Genomic DNA, 25,460 nt, shown 5'->3' with positions numbered 1-25,460 from the left:
GAACATGATGCGATGGATCTTCGGTGCGGTGATTTCGCTGTGGCTTGCTGTCCCGGCCGTCGCGGGCAATCTTGGCGCCGCAGCCGTGAATGACGCTGCGCGCCCCGCAAAACAGCCGGCCGCCGACAAGGTCGATGCATCCGTGGTGAAGCTTCAGATCCTGCTCGACCGTGCGCAATTCTCTCCCGGCGAGATCGACGGCAAATTCGGCGAGAATGTGCAGAAGGCGCTGAAGGCATTCGCGGAGCAGAACGGCATCGCGTCCGACAAGGGTATCGCGCCGGAGCTGTGGGACAAGTTGAATGCGGCGAGCGAAGGCCCTGTCGTCGTCGACTACAGGATTGGCGATGCGGATGTGAAAGGTCCGTTCCTGAAGGCGCTGCCGGCGAAGCTCGACGACATGAAGTCGCTGGAGGCGCTGAATTACACCAGCCCTCTCGAGGGTCTCGCCGAGAAATTCCACGTGAGTGCGGATCTGCTCAAGGCCCTCAATCCCGGCAAGTCCTTCGACAAGGCCGGCGAGACCATCGTCGTCGCGAATGTTTCGGCACGGCGGGAGCTGCCGCGTGCCGCGCGGCTCGAGATCGACAAGAAGAACGGGACTTTGAAGGCGTTCGACGGCGCTGGCCGCCTGGTCGCGTTCTATCCGGCGTCAATCGGCAGTCCGGATCGGCCGACGCCGAGCGGGACGCTCAAGGTCACCTCGACCAATGACAAGCCGACTTATCACTACAATCCGGAGTACAGATTCAGCAGCGTCAGATCCAGAAAGCCGTTCGATGTCAAACCCGGGCCGAACAATCCGGTCGGTTCGTACTGGATCGGCCTGTCGGCGCAGGGCTACGGCATCCACGGGACGGCGGAGCCCGACAGGGTGAGTAAGTCCGCGTCCCACGGTTGCATCAGGCTCACCAATTGGGACGTTCGCGCGCTGGGCGAGAGCGTCAAGCGCGGCACGCCGGTCGTCTTCCTCGATGCCCCGACGGACACTTCGTCGAAGCAGCAGGGAAAGCCTGCCGCCAGGCGCGCGGCGAACTAATCCTTCGGAAAATCCTTGCGCATCGCGATCTCGGCGGCGTCGCCGGGCGACAACACGGTCTGGTTGAAGGCCGGTTGCGGCCTCGTCATGATGTCGTAGAGCGAGATGCCTTTGATGGGCTTGCCCATAAGCTCGCGGACGCAGTCGGCGAGCGTGCCGTTGTAGACGAGATAGGGCGGACCTCGGTCCTTCTGCCGCTCGCCCTTCAGCGACGGCCACTTCTTCAGTTCGGCCGGCGCGTCATAGACGATCGGCGATCCCTCTTTAAACATGCGTCGGGTTCCGGGCGGCGTGGATAGGCCGGAAACCTAGAGCCGCCCGGTAAACGCTTGTTAAAGAATTAGTTCAAATCAGCTGGCAACGAAGGCGAGCAGGGTGCCGTTGGCCTTGGCCGGCGGCACGACGATGGCAGATCCGCTGCGCAGCGCCGCCGCGCCCAGCGCCTTCTCGGTTGCGGCGAGATCGCTGCTGACGAGCACCAGCGCCGCGCCGCCGCGCGCGGAGAGGCCTGCGAGCGGCACGCCGGGATAGCGTTTGCCGAGCTGGTCCAGCGTCAGATAGACGAAGTCGGCACGATCGCCGCCGGAGGGCACGGTGACCGCGCCGTCGGCCTCCGCCTGCGGCTCGCGGTCGATCAGGCGCGCGAGGTGCGCAGCTTCCTTCGCCGGCTCGGGCGTTGCGATCAGCGTCTGCCTGATCCGTTTTGCCGCATTGGCGTGCTTCATCAACTCGGGAATCCACACGGTCTCGCGGGTCTTGTGCTGGCAGGCGAAGATGCGCACGCCGCCCGGCGCTTCCGCGGTCGGCCACATGAAGGTGCGGAATTTCGCCGCCGAGACCGTGCCATCAGGCAGCGTCACCGGCCGCTCGAAATCGGTCGGGCCGATCGGCGTCAGGCCACGCGCGCGGATTTCCTCCGCGCCGGCGGCGCTGTCGACCGCGGTGAAGGCGATGCGCTCGATGCCTTCGCCGCGCGTGTCGAGGAAGGCGCGGGCCGGCGCATTGTGCTCGGTCGCGGCCAGCACGCCGAGCAGCTCCATGTAGTCCGGGTCGAACATGATGGTGTAATTGCCGGTGCCCATATGCGCGCTGTGGGTGCCGCGCGGCGAGACCGTGAAGCCGAGCTGCCGGTAGTTCTCGGCGGCCTTGTCGAGGTCCTTCACCATGACTACGGCGTGGTCGATACCGATGACGTTCTTGAGGGCCACTGTGATTTCCCCGCGGCAGATGCTGACTGGATTTGGACGGCACGAGCGGCCGCCGTCCCTGTCTACGCCGGATGGACGATCAAGTCATTTTCAATTCAGTGGGACATGCGGAAATTTCATTCCGCGAAACGCGATATCGAGCCGTGATGGCGTCAGCGCGCCTGCTCGATATAGGCGGCGAGGATGGCACGCTCCTCGCTGGTCATTTCGGTGATGTTGCCGGGCGGCATCGCGGTGGACCAGGCCGCGACGCGGCCGATCAGGCGGATGTTGCGCTGGATGTGCTCGGGCGCGTCGAGCAATATGCCCTTCGGCGCGGTGACGATCCCGGCCCAGACCGGTTCAGCCGCGTGGCACATGCTGCAGCGGGACATCACGATCTCCTCGACATTGGCGACCGTGGGCTGCACCGACAGCGCGCCGGTCTTCACCTCGCGCGGGCCGGCTGCGGAGAGGAAAAGGATCGCGATCACCCCCGCGGAGGCGACCCCCCACACCCACCACGGCGATTTCCGCCCGGCGTGACGCTCGTTGAAGAAGTGGCGGATCACGGGGCCGAGCGCCAGGATGATCGCGACGATGATCCAGTTGAAGCGCGTGGCGTAGAGCAGGGGATAGTGGTTGCTGATCATCAGCACGACGACGGGAAGCGTCAGGTAGTTGTTGTGGACCGAACGCTCCTTGCTGGTCTTGCCGAGCTTCGGATCGGGCCCCCGTCCCGCGATCAGCGCCGCCACGATCTTCTTCTGGTTCGGGATGATCAGCGTGAAGACGTTGGCGACCATGATGGTGCCGATGATCGCTGCGATCTGGTTGAACGCACCGCGGCCGCTCAGCACATGGGTGAAGGCGTAGGTCAGCGCGACCAGGAACAGATATCCGCCGATGGCGAACGGCAGCTCGCGCTGGGCTAGCCCGGTGCGGCAGGCGGCCTCGTAGAGCGCCCATGCCAGAGCCAGGCTGAAGAAGCTGAACAGCCCGGCCTGGACTGGCGTGAGGTCGAGGATCGACTTGTCGACTAGGAATAGATCGGCCTCGAGATAATAGACCACCACCATCAGCGCGAAGCCGGACAGCCAGGTGGTGTAGGCCTCCCATTTGAACCAGGTCAGCTCGTCCGGCATCCGGGTGGGCGCGACCAGGTATTTCATGATCCGGTAGAAGCCGCCGCCATGGACCTGCCAGGCCTCGCCCTGCACGCCATCAGGCAGATCGCTCCTGGGTTTAAGGCTGAGGTCGAGGGCGATGAAATAGAAGGAACTGCCGATCCAGGCGATCGCCGCCACCACGTGCAGCCAGCGGAGCAGCAGGCTCGCCCATTCCGATATGATGGATCCCCACATGATCACCCCATCAGGTGCGACACAAATGCCGCAGCTTTGATGACCGCAGCCGGCGGCCGTGCCCTTACAATGTGTCGCACCGATCAGCGGCATTTTCCAGTACGATGGGTCGCGGCTGATGCACATCGTGCGGGCATGAGCTGATGTGGGATTCGGCAGGCGCTTGACCCGCCGCAGAACGTTTACGGATCGATCGGTGTTGACGTTCGAGACATGCAGGCCGGGAGGAAGACGACGTGAAGAACCGGATTTCGACCGCGGTGATATCTGCGAGCTTGCTGGTGGCCGCCGCGGCCGGCGCACAAGCCGAGCCGGTGCTGCAGGGCAAGGATGCCTACGGCGACTGGCAGGCCGACAAGCCCGGCACAATCAGGCTGATCCGGCCGCAGGATCTGGTCAGGCCCGGCGCCACGCGGTCGGTCGCGAGTTCGTCGCGTGTGGTGCCGCGTCCGCCGGAGGCCGCGCTTCAGGTGCCGGCGGGCTTCAAGATCGAGCTGTTCGCGGAAGGGCTGCGCGCGCCGCGCATCGTGCGCGTGGCGCCGAACGGCGACGTCTTCGTCGCGGAGACGCGGGCCGGCACCATCCGCGTGTTGCGCGCCGGCGAGGGCGGCAAGGTCGCGACCAACGAGATGTTCGCCGGCGGCCTGCGGCAGCCGTTCGGCATCGCCTTCTTTCCGAACGGCGACAATCCGCAATGGGTCTATGTCGCCAACACCGACAGCGTCGTCCGCTTTCCCTATCAGGCCGGTGACCTCAAGGCGCGCGGCAAGGCCGAGACGATCGTGGCAAGCCTGCCGCATGACGGCGGCCATTCCACCCGCGACATCGTCTTCACGCCTGACAACAAGCGCATGCTGGTCTCGGTCGGCTCGCTCAGCAACGTCGCCGAGGGCATGGGCACGCCGCCGGGCGGGATGGATGCGTGGTCGAAAACGCAGCCGCTCGGTGCGGCCTGGGCCAGCGAGACCGAACGCGCCACCGTGCTGGCCTTCAATCCCGATGGCAAGGAGCGGAAGATCTACGCCACCGGCATCCGCAATTGCGTCGGCCTCGCGATCCAGCCGCAGACCGGCCTGCCGTGGTGCTCGACCAACGAACGCGACGGCCTCGGCGACGACCTCGTGCCCGACTACGTGACCAGCGTGAAGGAGGGCGCCTTCTATGGCTGGCCGTGGTTCTATATCGGCGGCAACGAAGACCCGCGCCATGCCGGCGCGCGGCCCGACCTCAAGGACAAGGTGACGGTCCCCGACGTGCTGATACAGCCGCACTCGGCCTCGCTCGGCATGACCTTCTACCAGGGCACGCAGTTTTCATCCGAATACCAGGGCGACGCCTTCGCCGCCGAGCACGGCTCCTGGAACCGCTCGAAGCGCACCGGCTACAAGGTGATCCGCATCCGGATGAAGGACGGCAAGCCGACCGGCGAATACGAGGATTTCGTCACGGGGTTTGTGGTGAGCGACACGGAGGTGTGGGGAAGGCCGGTGGGAGTAGCCGTGGCGAAGGACGGATCGCTGCTGGTGTCGGAGGACGGGAACGGCACGATCTGGCGGGTCAGTCGGTCGCCGCAGTGACAGTGCACCCTCTCCCCTTGTGGGAGAGGGTGGCTTCGCGAAAGCGAAGCCGGGTGAGGGGTTTCTCTCCGCGAGTCCCTTCGCCAGTTGAGTTCGCTGAGAGGGACCCCTCATCCGGCGCTTCGCGCCACCTTCTCCCACAAGGGGAGAAGGGAAAGGGCACTGCGCTCGCTTCGCCTACCCCCGTCTCACACTCGCCCCGCCGTCAACCGGCAGCGTCACGCCGGTGATGAAATTTGCCTCGTCCGACGCCAGGAACAGCGCGGCGTTGGCGACGTCCCATCCCGTTCCCATCTTCTTGCGCAGCGGCACCTTGCTGTCGCGTTCGGCTTCGACTTCGGCGCGGGTCTTGTGCCACTCGCGGGCGCGGGTATCGACGGCCATCGGCGTGTTCATCAGGCCGGGCAGGATGACGTTGGCGCGGATGCCGTATTCGGCATTCTGGTAGGCGAGCTGTTCGGTGAAGGCGATCATCGCCGACTTCGTCGCCTTGTAGGCGACGTAAGGGTAGGTGGTGATCGCGGCCATCGAGGAGATGTTGATGATGGCGCCGCTGTGCTGCGCGCGCATGATCGGGATCACTTCTTTCGCAGCGAGAATGCAGCTTTTCAAATTGATGGCGACGACGCGGTCGAACGCCTCTTCGGTGATCTCTAGCAATTCGGCATCGCCGCCGGACAGGCTGACGCCGACATTGTTGTGCAGCACGTCGATCCGGCCCCAGCGTGTCTGCGCGTCCTTGACCATCGCCTTGATGTCGGCGGCTTTCGTCACGTCCGCCTTGAAGGCTGCGGCGGTGCCGTTCTTCTCGGCGATCATCGCGACGGTTTCCTGTGCCGATTCCAGATGATGATCGACGCACAACACCTTGGCGCCCTCGCGCGCGAAGGTCAGCGCGGTGGCGCGGCCGTTGCCCATGCCTTCGCCGGGGCTCTGGCCGGCGCCGACGACGATTGCAACCTTGTCCTTCAAGCGCATGTCAGTTCACTCCGGGGATCGGGTACTGCTGGAGTACCTCTTTGTAAGCGGGCTCGTTGTCGATCTTCATTGTCGCGAGTACCCGCACCACGCCGCGGGCCAGCAGAATTGCTGCAGCGCGGCCGGCATCGTCCTCAGGGCCCTGCATCCCGTTTCATCCCGATAATTTCGTGCAAACTAGCAATGGAGTGCGGAGGTGAGAAGGCCGGCCGTCCCGCGTAGATGTCATTGACATCGCATGGAATTGCATGCCGCCGGACGGCACGGCGCGCGATTGAGCGGGCGTGTTGCGGAACCGTTCTACCGAGCTTGCGTTTGTTGCGGGGGCTTTTCCGCGCTAGGCTCTCGCCTGGGGTTTCCCAATCGCCAGTGGCTTGCCGATGAATCTGCTCGATCCACAAGGGCCGGTGGCTGCCGCCAACAGCACCATCCTGGTCGATTCCGTCTTCATCATGCTTACGATCGTGGTGCCGACCATCATCGCGATCCTGGCCTTTGCGTTCTGGTTTCGCGCGTCCAACACGAAAGCGCGCTTCCAGCCCGATTTCGTCTATTCCGGGCGCGTCGAGATGGTGGTGTGGGCGATCCCCGCGCTCACCGTGATCCTGCTCGGCGGCGTCGCCTGGATCGGCTCGCATCAGCTCGATCCCGCAGCGCCCGTGCCGGGCACCGGCAGTCCGGTCCGCATCCAGGCGGTCTCGCTCGACTGGAAATGGCTGTTCATCTATCCGGACCAACGCATCGCCACCGTCAACACGCTGACGGTGCCGGCCGGCGCCGAGTTGAATTTCCAGCTGACGTCGTCGAGCGTGATGAACGTGTTCTTCATCCCGCAGCTCGGCAGCATGATCTACACCATGAACGGCATGGTGACGAAGCTGAACCTGCGTGCCGACAATGAGGGCAAGTTGCAAGGTCTGTCGGCGCATTTCTCCGGCGACGGCTTTCCCGACATGATGTTCGACGTCAACGTGATCTCGCCGCTCGCCTTTCCGGATTGGGTCGCGACCACGGCGAAGTCCGATGCCGTGCTGAACGAGGAGAGTTACACGAAGCTGATGCAACAGGGCATCGAGAGGGGTAGGCCGACCTATCGTCTCGAAGATCCCCGCCTGTTCGACCTGATCGCGACCCAGCACATTCCGCCAGGGCCCGGCCCGGAGCTGCTCTCCGATGCCGGCAGGCCGCACAGTGGAGGCCACGATGCTCGGTAAGCTCGATTGGTCGGCGATCCCGTTCGACCAGCCGATACCCCTCGTCGCGGGTGCCGTGGTGCTGGTCGCGATCCTCGGCGTGTTGATCTGGGTCGTGGTGAAAGGGCATCTGCCCTATCTCTGGCACGAATGGATCACCAGCGTCGACCACAAGCGGATCGGCGTGATGTACATCCTGCTGGCCTCGGTGATGCTGCTGCGCGGCGGCAGCGACGCGATCATGATGCGGATCCAGCAGGCGGTGGCCTACCAGTCGCAGGGCTACCTGCCGCCGGAGCATTACAACCAGATCTTTTCGGCGCACGGCACCATCATGATCTTCTTCGTCGCGATGCCGTTCGTGATCGGTCTGATGAACCTGGTCGTTCCGCTCCAGCTCGGCGTGCGCGACGTCGCGTTTCCGACGCTCAATTCGGTCGGGTTCTGGCTGACCGCGACCGGCGCGCTGCTGGTCAATCTCTCGCTCGTGATCGGCGAGTTCGCCCGCACCGGCTGGCTCGCCTTCCCGCCGCTGTCGGGACTGTCCTATTCGCCGGGCGTCGGCGTCGACTACTACGCGTGGTCGCTGCAGATCTCCGGCGTCGGCACGCTGGTCGCCGGCATCAATCTCGTCACCACCGTGCTGAAGCTGCGCACCCGGGGCATGAACTATCTGCGCATGCCGATGTTCTGCTGGACCACGCTGGCCTCGAACCTGCTCATCGTCGCTGCGTTTCCGATCCTCACCGCCACGCTCGCGATGCTGCTGCTCGACCGTTACCTCGGCTTCCACTTCTTCACCAACGAGGCCGGCGGCAACGTCATGATGTTCATGAACCTGATCTGGGCGTGGGGCCATCCTGAGGTCTACATCCTGGTGCTGCCGGCCTTCGGCATCTTCTCCGAGGTGGTTTCGACCTTCTCCGGCAAGGCGCTGTTCGGCTATCGCTCCATGGTGCTGGCCACCATGGCGATCTGCGTCATCTCCTTCATGGTCTGGCTGCACCATTTCTTCACGATGGGCGCCGGCCCCGATGTCAACGCCATCTTCGGCATCGCCAGCATGATCATCGCGGTGCCGACCGGGGTGAAGATCTACAACTGGCTGTTCACGATGTATGGAGGCCGCATCCGCTTCGCGACCCCGATGCTGTGGGCGGTCGGCTTCATGGTCACCTTCATCATCGGCGGCCTGACCGGCGTACTGGTCGCGGTGCCGCCGGCCGACTTCATGCTCCACAACAGCATGTTCCTGGTCGCGCACTTCCACAACGTCATCATCGGCGGCGTGTTGTTCGGCGCGTTCGCCGGCTTCGAATACTGGTTTCCGAAGGCGTTCGGCTTCCGCCTGGACGAGCGCTGGGGCAAGCTCGCGTTCTGGTTCACCTTCCTCGGTTTCTACGTCACCTTCATGCCGCTCTATATCGCCGGCATGCTCGGCATGACCAGGCGTTTGCAGCATTACGACGTCGCGGCGTGGCGGCCCTGGATGCTGGTTGCGGCGGCCGGCATGGCCGTGCTGACGATCGGGGTGATCTGCCAGATCATGCAGCTCGTCGTCAGCATCAGGAATCGCGAGGCCTTGCGCGACCGCACCGGCGATCCCTGGGACGGCCGCTCGCTGGAATGGGCGACCTCGTCGCCGCCGCCGGTTTTCAACTTCGCTTTCAGTCCCGATGTGCGCGGTGAGGATGCCTATTGGGACATGAAGACCCATGCCCGGCAGCAATCGCTCGAGCACGAGGCGCCCGAATATCACGACATCGAAATGCCCCGGAACTCGCCGACCGGTTTCGTCTGCGCGTTCTTCGCCACCATCATGGGCTTTGCGCTGATCTGGCACATCTGGTGGATGGTGATCCTGGGTGGCATCGGCGCGTTCGCGACCTTCGTCGTGTTCGCCTGGCGCGACCATGACGAATACGTCATCCCGGCCGACGAGGTCGCACGGATCGACCGCATCAATCTCGAGGAGCGACGCAGCCTCGTCAGCATGGCGGGGGCGCTCTGATGTCGATGACCGCGACTGTCGGCCGTGCGCATGCCGATCCCCATCACATCGGGCTCGTCGTCGAGCATCCCGGGCCGGCGTCGAAGCGGATCGTGACCGCCTACGGGTTCTGGGTCTTCCTGCTCTCCGACATCGTGATGTTTTCCTGCTTCTTTGCGGCCTATGCGGTGCTGTCCGGCCAGACCGCCGACGGCCCCAAGGGGTCGGAGATCTTCGAGCAGCGCAACGTCGCGATCGAGACGGTCTGCCTGCTGCTGTCGAGCTTCACCTGCGGCATGGCCAGCATCGCGGCCGACGTGCGCAACCGGTTCTGGTTCTATCTCGGCATGGCCGTGACCTGCGCGCTCGGGCTGATCTTCCTCGCCATCGAGTTCCGCGAGTTCGGCGATCTCGTCGCGCGCGGTTACGGCCCCTCGCGTAGCGCGTTCCTGACGTCGTTCTTCTCGCTGGTCGGCTGCCACGGCCTGCACGTCTCCGCCGGCGTGCTCTGGCTCCTCACCATGATGGCGCAGGTCTTCGCCAAGGGCTTTCGCGCCGACGTGTTGCGGCGGATGATGTGCTTTGCGCTGTTCTGGCACGCACTCGACATCATCTGGGTCGGGGTGTTCTCTGTCGTCTATTTACTTGGGGGTGGCGCATGAGCGATCAGACCCATATTCCGGCCGGGCACGATCTCGCGCCGGGCGAGGAAGAGCAGCATAGCGTCGGCGCGCGCATCCTCGGCTACGTCGTCGGCCTCGCACTCGCGCTGCTGCTCACGGCGACGTCGTTCTTCATCGCTGGCACTGACCTGGTCTGGCAGCCGTCCATTCCCGTCGCGCTGATCGTGCTCGCGATCGCGCAGATGGGCGTGCACCTCGTGTTCTTCCTGCACATCACGACGGGGCCGGACAATACCAACAACGTGCTGGCGCTCGCCTTCGGGCTGCTGGTCGTCTTCCTGGTGGTCGGCGGCACCGTCTGGATCATGGCGCATCTCAACCAGAACATGCCGCCGATGGACCAGATCATGCCGATGCGGAAGTAGGGGGCACAAAAAAGAAGAGCCGCTTGTTTGTGACAAGCGGCCCAAGTCTAGGGAGGAAACGCCCGAGCAAAGACAATCCAATGAGGATCGTCTGCCAAGGAAGCGCTCGCGCAAAGCGCGTGCGCACGTTGATAAGTGCAGCAACTCGCCATGGAGTTCAATTCCGGATCAATACTGTCTCCGGGTACCGCTCACGGCCGCGTGAACGACTTGTTCACTTCGGCCGGCGGCAATTATAGGCCTTGCGGAAGCCGGCGGCCTGGGCGTCGTCCTCCGAGCAGAACCAGCGGTCCGGCTTGGTGGTCGCCGGATAGCTCGGGCAGCCCCGCAGATGATAGATGCCGATATTGCCGGTGACGCGGGCGCGCACCGCAAGCTTGCCCTTGATGCCGCAACTGGGCGGCATGGTCAGTTCGTCCGGAAACAGCACGGCGCGGATTTCCTTGTCGCGGTCCGGCCGGCAGGCGGCGCCCAGGAGTGCGCCGTCCTTTTTGCCGGTCCGGAATTCTTGCGGTGCAACAAAACAGCCCTTCCAGATTCCGGACGAGGCCGTCTTGGCCTCGGCTGCCGCCGGCTTGACGTTGGCCTTGATCGGCTCGCGGGCGATGGCGAAGCCGAGCTTCACCAGTTGCTCGTTCAGGCTGGCCTTGTCGCCCTCGGCCGTGCAGATCGCACGGTGGCGTTTGCCGAAGCTCTTTTCCGGCCCGACATCGTCACAACGTACCGCCCGTTTGCCGATCAGCTTGGCCAGCTGATCGCGGGCCTCGATGCCGCAGGTCCAGGGATCGGCGTGATCGTCGATGCAGACCTGGTCGAGCTCGGGCGCGTCGACGCCGTCGAGCCGATAGGTGACGTCGCCAAGCTGGATGGAATTGGCGTCCCGCACGGTCGCCGTCGCGGTCAGTGCGAACCCAGGCGCTGAGGAGGCCAGAAATCCGGGCAGAGCAAGAAACAAAACAAGCGCGAAAGCGCGGGCGGCGGCAAATGAATTCTCGAAGGACATACGGTCTCGCTATCGATTGCTCTTTCGTCTCGTTCCTAGCATCCGGATGTGGCGATACCAATGGTCTGCGCCCTGCGAAGTGCGACATTCCGGCCCCGCGGCTTTACTCAGCCGTCGCTCTGCCCCTATCGTTTGCGCCGGCCTTGCGGACTGCGGAGGCCGAATCGCCCGGGAAGCGGCGAGGGGGAGGAAAAGGTCGCGATGAAAGACCCCGTGGACGTCCTGATCATCGGCGCCGGCGCTTCAGGCGCGGCGGTGGCGTGGTCGCTGGCCGAGACCAAGATGCACATCCTCTGCCTGGAGCAGGGCGGCTGGATGAACCCGGCGGAATATCCCAGCACGGGTCGGGACTGGGAAGCCAAGTTCTACGGCGAGTGGTCGTCGAGCCCGAACGTCCGCGGTCGGCCCGAGGACTATCCGATCAACGACGACAATTCGCCGATCAAGGTCGTCAACTACAATGCGGTCGGCGGCTCGACGGTGATGTACACCGCACACTGGCCGCGGCTGCATCCCTCCGATTTCAAGGTGAAGACGCTCGACGGCGTCGCCGACGACTGGCCGATCGACTACGACGCGCTGACCCCGTTCTTCGAAGAGAACGACCGGATGATGGGCACGTCGGGGCTATCGGGCGATCCGCTCTCGCCGCTGACGCATCCGCCGATGCCGCAACAGCCGATGGGATTGTCCGGTGCGATCATCGGCAAGGCCATGAACAAGCTCGGCTGGCACTGGTGGCCGTCGGACACGACGGTCGCTACCATGGATTATGAGGGCCGGGCGCGCTGCATCAATCTCGGCCATTGCACGCCGGCCTGCGCGCAAGGCGCCAAATCCTCGACCGACATCACCTATTGGCCGCATGCGGTCCGTGCCGGTGTCGAGCTGCGCACCCATTGCCGGGTGCGCGAGATCACCACCGACGAGAACGGCATGGCCTCGGGCGTGGTCTATTACGACAAGGACGGTGTCGAGCAGTTTCAGCCGGCGCATGTCGTCATCATCGCCTGCAACGGTGTCGGTACGCCGCGGCTGCTGCTGAACTCCGCGTCGGGCCGCTTTCCGAACGGACTTGCCAATTCGTCGGGTCTCGTCGGCAAGAACCTGATGTTCCATCCCTATGCGCAGATCTACGGCTATGTGAAGGAGCCGACCGATAGCAACCGCGCGCCACCGACCTGCCTGTGGAGCAAGGAATGGTATGACACCGACCTGTCGCGCGGCTTCGTGCGCGGCTACGGCGTCCAGTTCGTGCGCGGGGCAGGGCCAGTGTTCGAGGCCGTCGTCAGCGAGCAGAAGGGCATCCTGCCCTGGGGCGCCGATCATCATCGCGTCTTCCGCAAGCTCAACGGCCATCGCTTAGGTTTCTCCGCGATCTGCGAGGACCTGCCGGAAGAGCACAATCGCGTCACGCTCGATCCCGTCCTGAAGGACAGCCACGGCATTCCCGCGCCGAAGATCGACTACACGCTCAGCGAGAACAGCCGGAAGATGATGGAGCACGCGCTGGCGCGCGGCCGGGAGGTGCTCGAGACCGCGGGGGCGACCGACATCTGCGTCAACTCGCCGATCCCGTGGGGCGGCTGGCACCTGCTCGGCACCGCGCGGATGGGCACCGACCCCGAACGCTCCGTCGTCAACGAATGGGGCCGCTCGCACGACGTGAAGAACCTCTTCATCGTCGACGGCAGCATCTTCGTCACCTCGGGCGGCGTGAACCCGACGTCCACCATCCAGGCCCTCGCGCTGTACATCGCCGACCAGATGAAGCAGCGCCTCGCCAATTTGTTCGACTGAGGATTCTTATGACCGAACAGCTCACCCTCACGCCGCGACAGCGCCAGGATTTGCGCACCATCGCCGCGATGATCATTCCACCGAGCGAGGAATACCGGGTCCCCGGCGCCGATGACGAGATCATCCAGGCCGACATTCTTGCAACCCTCGGCCGCGACACGAGGCCGGTCGTGGCGGCGCTCGATCATCTGGCGCGGCTTGCCGGCATGCCGCTGGCGGATCTCGAAGCCGCCGCGCGCGATGGCGTCGCGCAGCAGTTCCGCAGCTCCGACGGCGCGGCAACCCTCGTCCGCGTGGTGCTGCAATGCTACTACCGCGACGACCGCGTGCTGCGCTCGCTCGGGCTGGAGCTGCGCGCGCCGTTCCCCAGGGGGTATGTGCTGCCGGACGGCGACTGGTCGCTGCTCGACCCGGTCAAGGCAAGAGGGGGCGCGCTGCGGCGCGCGCCTTAGTCGTCAATACCCGGCAGCCCAGCCTTGCGCCCCAGGCGGGCCACTTGCGCTGGCAGGAACAGGCCACCATCTGTGTGAGCCTCAAGGACTCTTGCCATGCTGGATTTTACCTCAGATATCGCCGATGACGGATCGTCATCGCGAACGGCGGCGGCTGCCCCGGACAATGACCGGGCCCTGCTGGACGCCTATTCCAATGCCGTGATCGACGTCACCGACCGCGTCGGCCCAGCCGTCGTGCGCGTCGAGACCGGGCCGAAAGTGCCGAACGGCCGCGAGCGCGGCGGGCTCGGCTCGGGCATCGTGATCTCGCCGGATGGGCTCGTGCTCACCAACAGCCACGTGGTCGGCGCCTCCAAAGAGATCCGGCTGCGGGATGTGGAAGGCCATGTCGGCGACGCCCGCGTGCTCGGCGTCGATCCCGACACCGATCTTGCGCTGCTGCGCGCCAACGGCGTCCGCGACTTGCCCTATGCCGCGCTCGGCAACTCCAAGACCCTGCGGCGCGGCCAACTCGTGATCGCGATCGGCAATCCGCTCGGATTCGAATCGACCGTGACCGCCGGCGTGGTCTCGGCGCTGGGACGCTCGATCCGTTCGGTTAGCGGCCGCACCATCGAGGACGTCATCCAGACCGATGCCGCGCTCAATCCCGGCAATTCCGGCGGCCCGCTGGTGTCGTCGAATGCCGAGGTGATCGGCATCAACACGGCCATCATCAATGGCGCGCAAGGCATCTGCTTCGCGGTCGCCAGCAACACCGCGCAATTCGTGCTGGCGGAGATCATTCGTCACGGCTATGTCCGCCGCGCCTATATCGGCGTTGCCGGACAGACCGCGCCGGTTCCACGGCGGCATGCCGTGCTGGCCGGCGTCGAGAACAAGATGGGCGCGCTCTTGATGCAGATCGAGCCGGATGGGCCGGCGGCGAAGGCGGGCCTGTTGCCCGGCGACGTCGTGATCAGGCTCGACGGCGTCGAGATCAACGGCGTCGACGATCTGATCCGCGTGCTCGACCGCGACCGGATCGGCCGGCGGCTCGCCATGGACGTGCTGCGGCTCGGCCGCCTGCGGGCGATCGACATCGACCCGATCGAGCGCAAGCCCGCCCGCTAGCTGCGAGCCCGCGGGCGAGGTATGACGATGTCATGCCTCGCCTCCGGAAACTTGCCGCATGATGCCGGCGCACGAGACTTACGACGTCATTGTCGTCGGCGCCGGCGCCGGTGGCATGACGGCGGCGGCCGTTGCGGCCGCCGAAGGCCTGAGTGTGCTTGTGATCGAGAAGACGGCCTTCGTCGGTGGCACCACGGCGTGGTCCGGCGGCATGGTCTGGATCCCTGCCAACCCGAAGATGAAGGCGGCGGGGCTGTCCGACAGCGTCACTGACGCCGTCCAGTATCTGTCGAGCACGGTCCCCGAGCCGGCCAATGCCGGCCTGCGCGCCGCCTTCCTGGCGCGCGGACCCGAAGCGATCGCCTGGCTCGAAGCCAGGACCGAGGTGCGGCTCCAGCCGGTGAAGATCTGTCCGGACTATTATCCGGAACGGCTGGGCGCGACATCAGGCGGGCGTGTGCTTGAGCCCGTGGCTTTCGACGGCACGCAGCTGGGCCCGGCTTTCGCGCGATTGCGGCCGCCGCTGCGCAGCCCGCGCGGCACGACGCTGCATCTCGGCAACGCGCTCGCTGCGCGGCTCTACGCCTCGCTGCTGGCGCGGCAGGTCGAGATCCTCTTCAGCGTGGATGTCGAGGATTTGTCGATGCATGGCGATCGCGTCAGCGGCGTGGTGATCCGTCACGGCTCCCGCGACCGTGCGATCGCGGCGCGCCGCGGCGTGGTGCTCGCGGCCGGCGGCTTTTCGCACGATGCTGCTTTGCGTAAGCGGTTCTTTCCGCCTGCGGCCGAATTTGTCTCGGCGGCCAATGCATCAGGTACAGGCGACGGGCTTCGGCTCGCGGCGACGGCCGGGGCTGCGCTCAATACGGAGGCGACGAGCCCGGCCTATTGGGTGCCGGCCTCGCTGTTCCGGCGCGCGGACGGCAGCCGTGGCGTCTTTCCGCACATGGTGACCGATCGCGCCAAGCCCGGCGTGATCGCCGTCAACGCCGCGGGCCGGCGCTTCGTCAACGAGGCGCTGTCCTACCACGAGTTCGTGCTCGCCTTGCTGCGCGACGGCCATGGCGAGCCCGATCGGCCGTTCTACCTGATCTGCGATCGTCAGTTTTTGTGGCGCTATGGCCTCGGCCGCATCAAGCCGTTTACCCTCAACGTTCGGCGCTATGTGGCGAGCGGTGAGTTGATCGAGGCTCCCGAGATCGCGCAGCTTGCGGCCAAGATCGGCATCAAGCCATCCGTGCTCGCCGCGACGGTCGCGAGCTACAACACCGGAGCAAAGGAGGGGCGCGATCCTGAATTCGGCCGGGGGAGCACGATCTACCAGCGTCACCTCGGCGACGCCGCTCACAAGCCGAACCCCTGCGTCGCGCCGATCCTTCGCGCACCGTTCTTCGCGCTACGGATCTATCCGGCCGATCTCGGCACGGCGATCGGCACGAAGGTCGATGCCCAGGCCCGCGTGCTGCGAGGCGACGGCACGCCGATTGCGGGGCTCTATGCGTGTGGCAATGACATGGGCTCGATCATGAACGGCAACTATCCGAGCGCGGGGATCGCGCTCGGGCCGGCGCTGACGTTCGGGTATATCGCGGGGCGGCATCTGGCGGAGGGCGGGGTGACGGCCTTGGCACCAAGCGTCGCCACGACCTCGGTCTAGCCGTCTCCACCGCTGTCATGCCCCGCGAAGGCGGGGCATCCAGTATTCCAGAGGTAGCGAGATTCATCACGACGGCCGCGGCGTACTGGATCGCCCGGTCAAGCCGGGCGATGACACCGCGTGTGTGGCGAGCGCCTCCCACAATCTCCGTCATTGCGAGCGCAGCGAAGCAATCCAGGCTGCCTCCCGCGGAGGGACTCTGGATTGCTTCGTCGCAAGGGCTCCTCGCAATGACGAGGAGAGGCTTTCGCCTTCCTGACCTCTACTCCGCTGCCGCCGCAAACCGGCTATTCTCGAGCTCCGCCTGCAGCCGTGCCGTCTCGGCCATCGCCTGCTTGATATTGCCTTCCTTGACGTGGCCGAAGCCGCGGATCGTCTCGGGCACGCGCGCGAGCCGTGCCAGCAGCGGGACCTGCGCCGCGTTCAGCCCAGCGATCCGCTGGTCGATCATCGCCAGATAATCCTCGATCAGCTTCCGCTCGGTCCTGCGCTCCTCGGTGCGGCCGAACGGATCGAACGCGCCGCCGCGCAGGAACTTGAGCTTGGCCAGCACGCGGAAGGCGTGGATCATCCAGCCGCCGAATTCCTTCTTCTGGAGATGCCCGGTCGTCTTGTCGCGCTGCGCGAAGATCGGCGGGGCGAGGTAGAACTTCAGCGTGAAGTCCCCGTCGAACTTCTCCGACACCTTCTTGGCAAAGCTGCCGTCGGTATAGAGCCGCGCGACCTCGTACTCGTCCTTGTAGGACATCAGCTTGAACAGGTTCTTGGCCACGGCCTCGGTCAGCTCCGTGGACGCGGGCGAGGCCGCGCTCTCCGCCTTGCGCACCCTGGCGACGGCTGCGAGATAGCGGTCGGCATACGCCTTGTCCTGATAGCCGGTCAAAAACTCCGCGCGCGCTGCGATGATGTCATCGAGCGATTTGCTCGGCGCGGCCGCACGGCTCTTGAACTGGAGCACGCTGCGCACCCGTGACATGTCGTGGGCGGCGAGGCGCCCCCAGGTGAAGGCGAGCTTGTTCATCTCGATCGCGGCGCCGTTGATCTCGATGGCGCGGAGCAGGGCCTCCAGCGACAGCGGGATCGCGCCCTTCTGGAAGGCGAAGCCGAGCATGAAGGGATTGGTCGCGATCGAGTCGCCCATCAGGGCTGAGGCAATGCCCGTGGCGTCGATGATGTCGAGGTTCTTGTCGCCGACGGCGTCGCGCAGCACGGTCTGCATCGTGCCCATCTCGAAATCGAGATCGGGGTTTTGTACGAAGCTTGCGGTCGGCTGCAGATCGGCGTTGATGTAGGCCTTGGTCACCCCGCGTTCGGCGCGGCTGAGCGCGGAGGGGCCGGCCGACACGATCATGTCGCAGCCGAGGATGACGTCGGCGCCGCCGGTGGTGATGCGGACCGCCGAAATGTCCTCGGGCTTCGGTGCGATGCGGACATGGCTCATCACCGCGCCGTTCTTCTGCGACAGGCCGGTGAAGTCCAGCGCCGAGCAGCCGCGGCCGTCGACATGGGCGGCCATGCCGAGCAGTGCGCCAATGGTGATGACGCCGGTGCCGCCGATGCCGGTGACGAGGATGTTGTACGGCGCCTCGAGCTCGCGGGCAGGAGGCAGCGGCAGGTCGGCGAACAACTGTCCGGAATCGACCGCCGACGTCTTCATCCGCTTCAGCGTGCCGCCATGCACGGTGACGAAGCTTGGGCAAAAGCCTTCGACGCAGGAAAAGTCCTTGTTGCAGTTCGACTGGTCGATCTGGCGCTTGCGGCCGAATTCGGTCTCCAGCGGCTGCACCGAGACGCAGTTCGAGGCCTGCGAGCAGTCGCCGCAGCCTTCGCAGACCAGCTCGTTGATGAAAGCGCGCTTGGCGGGGTCGGGATAGAGCCCACGCTTGCGGCGGCGGCGCTTTTCGGCCGCGCAGGTCTGGTCGTAGATGACGACCGTGAGGCCCTTGATGTCGCGCAGCTCGCGCTGCACGGCATCGAGCTCGCGGCGGTGATGGATCGTTGCGCCTTGCGGGAAGTAGTTGCCTTCGGGGTATTTGCCCGGATCGTCCGAGACGATCGCGAGGCGCTTGACGCCCTCGGCCCAGACCTGGTGCGCGATCTGCGCGACGTTGAAGCCGCCCTCGGCCGGCTGGCCGCCGGTCATCGCCACGGCGTCGTTGTAGAGGATCTTGTAGGTGATGTTGATGCCGGCGACTGAAGCGGCACGAAGAGCGAGCAAGCCCGAGTGTGTATAGGTGCCGTCGCCGAGATTCTGGAAGATGTGCTTCTCGGTGGTGAAGGGCGATTGGCCGATCCAGTTCACGCCCTCGGCGCCCATATGCGAGATCAAATCGGTGCGGCGCGTCGGCATGCTCAGGGCCATGCCGTGGCAGCCGATGCCGGCCATGGCGCGGCTGCCCTCGGGCACGCGGGTCGAGGAATTGTGCGGGCAGCCCGAGCAGAAGAACGGCGTGCGCGCGAGCTTGATCGGCGCGCTGGCCGTCACGGGATTGTCGAACGCCTCGAGCCGCGCGAGGCGCTGCTCCAGCACCGGGCTGTGATGGCCGAGCTTGCGCAGCCGCGCCACCAGCGCCGACGCCACGATGGTCGGCGTCAGCTCGCCCTCGCTCGGCAGCAACGGCGCGCCGCGCTCGTCGCGCTTTCCGGTGACGGTCGGGCGCCTGGACGCGTCGATATTGTAGAGGATGCGCATCAGCTGGTCTTCGATGAAGCCGCGCTTCTCCTCGACCACCAGGACATCCTGAAGTCCTTCGGCGAAGCGCTTGGCTCCGCTTTCCTCCAGCGGCCAGGTCAGCGCGACCTTGTAGATGCGCAGGCCCAGGTCCTGCGCGTCCTTGTCGGTAATCCCTAAGTCGGCGAGCGCCTGGCGCAGATCGAGATAGGCCTTGCCGGTCGCGACAATGCCGAGTCGCGCGGGCTTTGAATCCAGCACGATGCGATCGAGCTGGTTGGCGCGGGCAAAGGCCTGCACTGCGGCCATCTTCGGGCCGAACAGGCGTCTCTCGGCGTCCAGCGGCGGATCGGGCCAGCGGATGTTGAGGCCGCCGGGCGGCATCTCGAAATCGTCGGGCAGCCTGATCTGGATGCGTTCGGGATCGCTATCAATCGACGCCGAACTTTCCACGGTCTCGCTGATCGCCTTGAAGCCGACCCAGCAGCCGGAGAAGCGCGACAGCGCAAAACCGTAGAGGCCGAGGTCGAGATAGTCCTGCAGCGTTGCCGGATTGATCACGGGAATCAGCGCTGCCGCGAACACCTGTTCGCTCTGATGCGCCAGCGTCGAGGACTGGCAGCCGTGGTCGTCGCCTGCGAGCGCCAGCACGCCGCCATTGAGCGAGGTGCCGGCCGCATTGGCGTGCTTCAGCGCATCCACCGAGCGGTCGACGCCGGGGCCCTTGCCGTACCAGATACCGAACACACCATCGACCTTGGCGCCGGGAAACAGGCCGACCTGCTGGCTGCCCCAGACCGCGGTCGCAGCCAAGTCCTCGTTCAGGCCGGGGACGAAGGCGATGTCGTGCTGCTGGAGGTGCGACTTGGCGCGCCACAGCGCGTGGTCGTACATGCCGAGCGGGGAACCGCGATAGCCCGAGATGAAGCCGCCGGTGTTGAGCCCCTGAAGCCGATCGCGTTCGCGCTGCAACATGGGCAGTCGAACCAGGGCCTGCGTGCCGGACAGGAAGATCCGCTTCGATTCGAGCCGGTATTTATCGTCCAGCTCGACCTGCATCAGCGTCATTTCGGAAGTCCTTGTTGTCCTGGTCGGGCGAGGGATTTTGCGCCGCGGGAGGCTTGCGGCTGTGCGAAGCGGGAGATCGCAGTCAAGAGCATGGGCCGGCGAAGTCAATATCGCTGGCCGCATCCGTGGCGCTCCTGCTAGTCATGGCTTGCTTGCGGAGGACACCATGACGGCAAAAGCATTCGACACCGAGATCACCGAGACGGCCGAGGCCTTGATCGGGCCGTGGCGCCAGCCGCGCCAGATGCTCCATGCGCAAACTTACGACGCGCACGCCTCGATCCATGACGATGCCACCGCGCAGAAGCTCGGCTTCAAGGGCGGCACCATCGAAGGCCCGACGCATTTCAGCCAGTTCGCCCCGCTTGGCGCACGGCTGTGGGGACAGGCCTGGTTCGAGAGTGGCTGTCTTTCCGCGCATTATCGCAACGCCTGCTTCGAAGGCGAGGAGGTGCAGGCGATCCTGTCGAAACCTCTAGCCGGTGCGAGCCGGTGCCAGATCCAGATGGTCAAGCGCGACGGCACCGAAGTGCTGCGCGGCACGGCCTCGGTCGGCGAACCGCACGCGGCAACCGCGCTCGAGACCCGCCTCACCGAGCTGAAGCCGCTCGCTGATCCCGTGATCCTGCGCGAGGTGAAGATCGCGCAGACCAGCAAGCGGCAAGCTGTGCGCATGGCGTTCGACCAGACCATGGGCGACCTCTATCCGTTCTCGCTCCGGCAGAAGCTCGCCGTCATCACCGAGAGCTCGCCGTATTATTCCAGTGTCGACAACCCATGGCGCAAGCCGATCATCCCGATGGAGATGCTGAGCGTGCTGTTCCAGTACCGCTCCAAGGACGATCCGTTGCCGGCCAAGGGCCCGGCGGTCGGCTTGTTCGCCGACCAGGAGATCAGGCTGGTGAAGGGGCCGCTCTTCGTCGACGACGCGTATGAGGTGGAGCGCGAAGTGGTCGCGCTCTCCGGCAGCCGCCGCACCGAAAGCGCCTGGGTCAAGACGCGCGTGTTCGACAAGACGGCCGCGATGGTGGCCACCATGCTGCTCAACATGGCGACGCTGAAGGATTCCTATGCGCCGTATGAGGACGAGTATCGGCGGCTGTATGGGGCGGGGCGGTAGTTTCTTGTCGTCATTCCGGGGCGGCGCGAAGCGTCGAGCCCGGAATCCATTTCGCCTCATGTATTGCGGCCCGATGGATTCCGGGCTCGCGCTACGCGCGCCCCGGAATGACAGCGGAGTCCGCTCATCCTTTAAGCAACTGCACGTCGCAAAGCCGTCGCACAGGGAATAAGCAGCCGCCAGCTGCTGACGTAACCTTCTGACAGCACAACGAATTCCCTCGCAGCCTGTGCCCCACCGCTATTGTACACAATGGCACGGCGTTTGCAGAACTCCTGGCAAAGAGAGTTCTCGCGGGGGCCTTGAGTCATGTTGAACTCGACCAAGCCGACATTGGGCGTCATCAGCGCCGAGCCCGAGCCGATCAGGCTCGACTGGCCCGCCACCGCGCTTCTCATCATCGACATGCAGCGCGATTTCATGGAGCCCGGCGGCTTCGGCGAGACGCTCGGCAACGACGTCAGCCAGCTTGCGCGTGCGGTGAAGCCGATCGGCGCGGTGCTGAAGGCGGCGCGCGACACCGGCATGCTGGTGATCCACACCCGCGAGGGCCATCTGCCCGATCTCTCCGATGCGCCGCCGGCGAAGGTCGAGCGCGGCGCCCCGTCCTTGCGCATCGGCGATCCCGGCCCGATGGGGCGCATTCTCATTCGCGGCGAGGCCGGTCACGACATCATTCCCGAGCTCTATCCGCTCGACAGCGAAGTCGTGATCGACAAGCCGGGCAAAGGCGCCTTCTACGCCACCGAGCTCACCGACGTGCTGGAGAAATACGGCATCGAAAATCTGCTGGTGTGCGGCGTCACCACCGAAGTGTGCGTCAACACCACCGTGCGCGAGGCCAATGACCGCGGCTATCGCTGCGTCGTCATCTCGGACGGCTGCGCATCCTACTTTCCCGAGTTTCACGAGATGGGCCTGAAAATGATCAAGGCCCAGGGCGGCATCTTCGGCTGGGTCGCGGACTCAGCCGCAGTACTGGAGGCGATGAAGATTTCCACTTCAGCTTAGGGGCATCACCATGAGCACAATGACAGGGACGGCCGGCAAATCTGATCTGAACACGTCCGGGTTCAAGCCGGCACTATGGACATCGGGCGACTGGAACGCGTTTTTCGGCTTCGGCACCAACATCCTCGTCAACATGCTGGTGCTCACGGGCCTGTTGCGCTTCGTGCTGAAGATGCCTGACAGCCTCGTGTTCGGCCGCATCCTGCCCGCGCTCGGGCTGATGATGTGCCTGTCGACCTTCTATTACGCCTACCTCGCCTATCGTCTGGCACAGAAGACCGGCCGCAACGACGTCTGCGCGCTGCCCTCGGGCGTCAGCGTGCCGCACATGTTCATCGTCACCTTCGTGATCATGCTGCCGATCACGATCAAGACCGGCGATCCGCTCAAGGGCTGGTCGGCTGGCCTCGTCTGGGTGTTCTTCCAGAGTTTTATTCTCATGATCGGCGGCTTCATCGCGCCGTTCATCCGCAAGATCACGCCGCGCGCGGCGCTGCTCGGCACGCTCGCCGGCGTCTCCGTCACCTTCATCTCGATGCGCCCGGCGCTCGAGATGTACATGACGCCGCAGATTGGTCTCGTCTGCTTCGCCATCATCCTGGTGAGCTGGTTCGGTGGCGTGAAATATTGGCGCGGCATTCCGGCGGGGCTCGTCGCCATCGCGGCCGGCATGATCATCGCCTGGGGCTCGAACCTGTTCGGTCTTGGCCTCGGCGGATTGAGCATCGCGGGCGTCGGCGCAGCGTTCGCCAATTTCGGCTTCTCGGTGCCGATCCCGGCGGTGGGCTACGTCTTCTCCGGCTTCGAATTCCTCGGCGTCATCCTGGTCACGGCCATTCCATTCGGCATCTATGATCTCGTCGAGGCCATGGACAATGTCGAGAGCGCGGAAGCCGCCGGTGACGAGTACCCGACCACGCGCGTGCTCACCGCCGACGGCGTCGTCAGCCTGATCGGCTGCCTGATGGGCAATCCCTTCATCAACGCCGTCTATATCGGTCATCCCGGTTGGAAGGCGATGGGCGGCCGCATCGGCTATTCGGCTGCGACCGGCATCATGGTGGTCGTGCTGGCCTGGTTCGGCATCATCTCGGTGCTGCTGGCGCTGGTGCCTGTCGTCGCGATCTCGCCGATCCTGCTCTACATCGGCATGCTCATCGGCGCGCAAGCGTTCCAGACCACGCCGGTCAAGCATGCGCCGGCGATCGTGCTGGCGCTGACGCCGCATCTGGCCGCCTGGGCCAAGCTCCAGATCGACACGATGCTGGGCTCGACCATGATGGCGGCCACCAGCGTCGGCGGGCTCGCCGCCGACAAGGCCGACGCGGTCAAGGCGGCCGCGATCGCCGCGCTGCCACAGCAGGGCGTGTTCTATCACGGGCTCGAAGTCATGGGCGGCGGCTCCATCCTCGGCGGCCTCATCCTCGGCGCGATCGGTGTTTTCATCATCGAGCGCGACTTCGAGAAAGCCTCCGCTTTCGCGCTGGTCGGTGCGGTGCTGACCTATTTCGGCTTCATGCATGGCGAGGCCGTCGGCATCGGCGGCGGCTTCGGCGTCACGCCCGCGGTCGCGTTCGCCTATGCCGTGATGGCCGCCGGCCTGTTCGCGGCCAGCAAGCTGGGCACCACCGAGCACTATGCCGCGCATCCGGCGATGCATGCCGCGCCGGCGGAATAGGTCGTCGCCAGCAATGATCGCGGCCGGGTGGCGCAAGGTCGCCCGGCCGCCAATTTTCAAGCCACGCCCAGGTCGGACAGGATATTGGCCCCCGCGCGAACCTCGTGGCTGGATCCTTCGAAGTCCTCGCCAATGGGCTCGCACGCACCGCCCAGATGCCGTGCAAAAAACGCCTCGGCAATCGCGATGTAGGACAGCTGATTGGCTGGCTTCTGGAAGCCGTGCCCCTCGTCGGGATAGACGATGTAGGTCACCGGAATGTTCTTGGCCTGCATGGCGGCGACGATGGTGTCGCTTTCCGCGATCTTACACCGGACGTCGTTGGCGCCATGAAAGATCAGCATGGGCTTCTTGATGTTGTCGACCTTGTTGATCGGTGAGCGCTCGGCGAGCAGCTTGCGGCCCTCCTCAGTGCGCGGATCACCGTAGCTGCGATACATGAACTCCGCGAAACCGGCCCAATAGGGTGGCATCGATTCCAGCAGCGTTTGCAGGTTGGAGATGCCGACCACCGGCACCGAACAACAGAACACCTCTGGCGTGAAGGTCGCGGCGATGAATGAGGCCAGTCCGCCGTAGGACACGCCGAAGATCGCGACCTTGTCCTTTTGCGCGATGCCTTCGGCAATAGCCCAATCGACCATGTCGATGAGGTCGTCATGCATCTTTCGCGCATGCTCCTTTTCGCTCGCGGCAACGAACGCCTTGCCGAAGCCCGTCGATCCCCGATAGTTGACCGAAAGGACGGCGTAGCCGCGATCGGCCAGCCACTGGTGATCCCTGCGATAGCCGTAGATGTCGCGCCCCCATGGACCGCCGTGGACGATGAGGACCATCGGCAGCGGACGAGGCGGGCGGTCGGCCTCGATCTCCGCCGGCAGGGTCAGGTAGGAGACGAGGGTAAAGCCGTCGCGCGACTTGCCTTGCACTGCCTGCATTGGTGCCAGGCGATAAGGCTTGAGTTCGGGCCGCGCCGTGAACAGCTCGGTGATGGTCTGCTTGTCGCGGTCGAGAAGGTGATATGTGGCGGGCTGATCCGCCGTGTGGCTCGTCACGATCCACCGGCGATCGTCATCACTTTGGCTTTCGACATGGAACGCGTGGCCAGGAAGTCGCGCCCTGATCAGATCGAGCTCGCTTGCAACCGCTGGCGTCAAAGCCGTCCATTCCTGCCGGCCGGGGTCGATGCAGACCGCTTCCGGTTCGAGGGTCCGGGCATTGAATATGGCGTCCGTCACGTCGGCGCGGTCGCTTTTGAACAGGACGCGCTCCTCACCGGTTGACCAGTTGATTCGCAGAAGCGCCGATTTGTCGTGCTCCAGGCTCGAACTCATGTGGAGGTGGTTGCACCCGGCGTCGAACGCCCAGAGCCGTGTGCTCGTGTAGGCTTCGTACGGGACGTCGCGCCAATGCGTGACCTTCTGCTCGTCGATGCGCCAAAAGCGCGTGCCTCCGTCGGGCGCGTTGCTGTGGGCGTGGCGCGGCTTGAGCCGCCAGTCGAGTCCCAC

General features: G+C 65.1%; 21 protein-coding genes. 13 read left to right on the top strand and 8 right to left on the bottom strand.

Translation table 11 applies throughout. From position 1 onward, the window contains the following. Positions 1 to 4 precede the first annotated feature (4 nt). On the top strand, positions 5 to 1,039 hold the full coding sequence (locus tag A3M7_RS0125110) for a L,D-transpeptidase family protein (protein WP_027546386.1): 1,035 nt from the start codon (positions 5 to 7) through the stop codon (positions 1,037 to 1,039). Here the strand turns inward: A3M7_RS0125110 and A3M7_RS0125105 are convergent. The 3 genes from A3M7_RS0125105 to A3M7_RS0125095 form a co-directional block, all read right to left on the bottom strand. After that, positions 1,036 to 1,311 (bottom strand): hypothetical protein, encoded by a 276-nt coding sequence (locus A3M7_RS0125105; protein WP_027546385.1) that lies wholly within the window; start codon positions 1,309 to 1,311, stop codon positions 1,036 to 1,038. The genes A3M7_RS0125110 and A3M7_RS0125105 overlap by 4 nt on opposite strands. A gap of 78 nt (positions 1,312 to 1,389) precedes the next feature. After that, positions 1,390 to 2,247 carry a VOC family protein gene (locus A3M7_RS0125100; protein ID WP_027546384.1) on the bottom strand — a complete coding sequence of 286 codons (858 nt, stop codon included), beginning with the start codon at positions 2,245 to 2,247 and terminating at the stop codon, positions 1,390 to 1,392. 152 nt (positions 2,248 to 2,399) lie between these two features. Beyond that, entirely contained in the window at positions 2,400 to 3,590 is a 1,191-nt protein-coding gene (locus A3M7_RS0125095; RefSeq protein WP_027546383.1) for a urate hydroxylase PuuD, read from the bottom strand. 236 nt (positions 3,591 to 3,826) lie between these two features. On the opposite strand from A3M7_RS0125095, the gene A3M7_RS0125090 reads away from it, so the two are divergent. After that, on the top strand, positions 3,827 to 5,167 hold the full coding sequence (locus A3M7_RS0125090; protein ID WP_027546382.1) for a sorbosone dehydrogenase family protein: 1,341 nt from the start codon (positions 3,827 to 3,829) through the stop codon (positions 5,165 to 5,167). Positions 5,168 to 5,344: 177 nt separating this feature from the next. On the opposite strand, the gene A3M7_RS0125085 is transcribed toward A3M7_RS0125090, so the two are convergent. Together A3M7_RS0125085 and A3M7_RS50650 are read right to left on the bottom strand one after the other, a co-directional pair. Next, complete coding sequence (locus A3M7_RS0125085) at positions 5,345 to 6,145, bottom strand: SDR family NAD(P)-dependent oxidoreductase (RefSeq protein WP_027546381.1); 801 nt, start codon at positions 6,143 to 6,145, stop codon at positions 5,345 to 5,347. Between the two features lies 1 nt (position 6,146). Continuing rightward, entirely contained in the window at positions 6,147 to 6,293 is a 147-nt protein-coding gene (locus tag A3M7_RS50650; RefSeq protein WP_245284319.1) for a hypothetical protein, read from the bottom strand. 232 nt (positions 6,294 to 6,525) lie between these two features. Here A3M7_RS50650 and A3M7_RS0125075 point away from each other — a divergent pair, with 232 nt between their 5' ends. From A3M7_RS0125075 to cyoD, 4 genes are read left to right on the top strand one after another with little or no spacing between them, the layout of a single operon-like run. Then, on the top strand, positions 6,526 to 7,359 hold the full coding sequence (locus A3M7_RS0125075; protein WP_027546380.1) for a ubiquinol oxidase subunit II: 834 nt from the start codon (positions 6,526 to 6,528) through the stop codon (positions 7,357 to 7,359). After that, positions 7,349 to 9,349 carry a cytochrome o ubiquinol oxidase subunit I gene (gene cyoB, locus A3M7_RS0125070; RefSeq protein WP_027546379.1) on the top strand — a complete coding sequence of 667 codons (2,001 nt, stop codon included), beginning with the start codon at positions 7,349 to 7,351 and terminating at the stop codon, positions 9,347 to 9,349. Before A3M7_RS0125075 ends, cyoB begins: the two co-directional genes overlap by 11 nt. Then, entirely contained in the window at positions 9,349 to 9,990 is a 642-nt protein-coding gene (locus A3M7_RS0125065; RefSeq protein WP_027546378.1) for a cytochrome (ubi)quinol oxidase subunit III, read from the top strand. The genes cyoB and A3M7_RS0125065 overlap by 1 nt, the downstream gene beginning before the upstream one ends. After that, on the top strand, positions 9,987 to 10,376 hold the full coding sequence (cyoD, locus tag A3M7_RS0125060) for a cytochrome o ubiquinol oxidase subunit IV (protein ID WP_027546377.1): 390 nt from the start codon (positions 9,987 to 9,989) through the stop codon (positions 10,374 to 10,376). The genes A3M7_RS0125065 and cyoD overlap by 4 nt, the downstream gene beginning before the upstream one ends. Before the next feature lie 214 nt (positions 10,377 to 10,590). Here cyoD and A3M7_RS0125055 read toward each other — a convergent pair whose 3' ends face one another. Further along, positions 10,591 to 11,379, bottom strand: coding sequence for a thermonuclease family protein (locus A3M7_RS0125055; protein WP_027546376.1), 789 nt, complete (start codon positions 11,377 to 11,379; stop codon positions 10,591 to 10,593). 201 nt (positions 11,380 to 11,580) lie between these two features. Between A3M7_RS0125055 and A3M7_RS0125050 the strand changes: the two genes are divergently transcribed. The 4 genes from A3M7_RS0125050 to A3M7_RS0125035 all read left to right on the top strand — a co-directional run bounded on the left by A3M7_RS0125050 (position 11,581) and on the right by A3M7_RS0125035 (position 16,404). Further along, complete coding sequence (locus A3M7_RS0125050; RefSeq protein ID WP_027546375.1) at positions 11,581 to 13,179, top strand: GMC family oxidoreductase; 1,599 nt, start codon at positions 11,581 to 11,583, stop codon at positions 13,177 to 13,179. 8 nt (positions 13,180 to 13,187) lie between these two features. Further along, complete coding sequence (locus A3M7_RS0125045) at positions 13,188 to 13,631, top strand: hypothetical protein (protein WP_027546374.1); 444 nt, start codon at positions 13,188 to 13,190, stop codon at positions 13,629 to 13,631. Between the two features lie 96 nt (positions 13,632 to 13,727). After that, a complete protein-coding gene (locus A3M7_RS0125040; RefSeq protein WP_027546373.1) occupies positions 13,728 to 14,747 on the top strand; it encodes a S1C family serine protease in 1,020 nt (339 codons plus the stop codon). A 58-nt stretch (positions 14,748 to 14,805) separates the two neighbouring features. Next, positions 14,806 to 16,404: an FAD-dependent oxidoreductase gene (locus A3M7_RS0125035; RefSeq protein ID WP_027546372.1), complete on the top strand. Its 1,599-nt coding sequence runs from the start codon at positions 14,806 to 14,808 to the stop codon at positions 16,402 to 16,404. A 262-nt stretch (positions 16,405 to 16,666) separates the two neighbouring features. On the opposite strand, the gene A3M7_RS0125030 is transcribed toward A3M7_RS0125035, so the two are convergent. After that, positions 16,667 to 20,266 carry an indolepyruvate ferredoxin oxidoreductase family protein gene (locus tag A3M7_RS0125030; RefSeq protein ID WP_256374882.1) on the bottom strand — a complete coding sequence of 1,200 codons (3,600 nt, stop codon included), beginning with the start codon at positions 20,264 to 20,266 and terminating at the stop codon, positions 16,667 to 16,669. A gap of 43 nt (positions 20,267 to 20,309) precedes the next feature. On the opposite strand from A3M7_RS0125030, the gene A3M7_RS0125025 reads away from it, so the two are divergent. The 3 genes from A3M7_RS0125025 (at position 20,310) to A3M7_RS0125015 (ending at position 23,952) form a co-directional block, all read left to right on the top strand. Next, entirely contained in the window at positions 20,310 to 21,263 is a 954-nt protein-coding gene (locus tag A3M7_RS0125025; protein WP_027546370.1) for a hypothetical protein, read from the top strand. 309 nt (positions 21,264 to 21,572) lie between these two features. After that, positions 21,573 to 22,274, top strand: a complete 702-nt coding sequence (locus A3M7_RS0125020; RefSeq protein ID WP_027546369.1) for a cysteine hydrolase family protein — start codon at positions 21,573 to 21,575, stop codon at positions 22,272 to 22,274. A 10-nt stretch (positions 22,275 to 22,284) separates the two neighbouring features. After that, positions 22,285 to 23,952: a hypothetical protein gene (locus A3M7_RS0125015; RefSeq protein WP_027546368.1), complete on the top strand. Its 1,668-nt coding sequence runs from the start codon at positions 22,285 to 22,287 to the stop codon at positions 23,950 to 23,952. Positions 23,953 to 24,008: 56 nt separating this feature from the next. Here the strand turns inward: A3M7_RS0125015 and A3M7_RS0125010 are convergent, their stop codons facing one another. After that, positions 24,009 to 25,460 carry a S9 family peptidase gene (locus tag A3M7_RS0125010; RefSeq protein WP_245284318.1) on the bottom strand — a complete coding sequence of 484 codons (1,452 nt, stop codon included), beginning with the start codon at positions 25,458 to 25,460 and terminating at the stop codon, positions 24,009 to 24,011.

It is taken from the genome of Bradyrhizobium sp. WSM2254, from assembly GCF_000472645.1.
Lineage (GTDB): Bacteria > Pseudomonadota > Alphaproteobacteria > Rhizobiales > Xanthobacteraceae > Bradyrhizobium > Bradyrhizobium niftali.
Note: the sequence above shows the minus strand (reverse complement) of the source record. Positions and strands in the feature narration are given on the sequence as shown.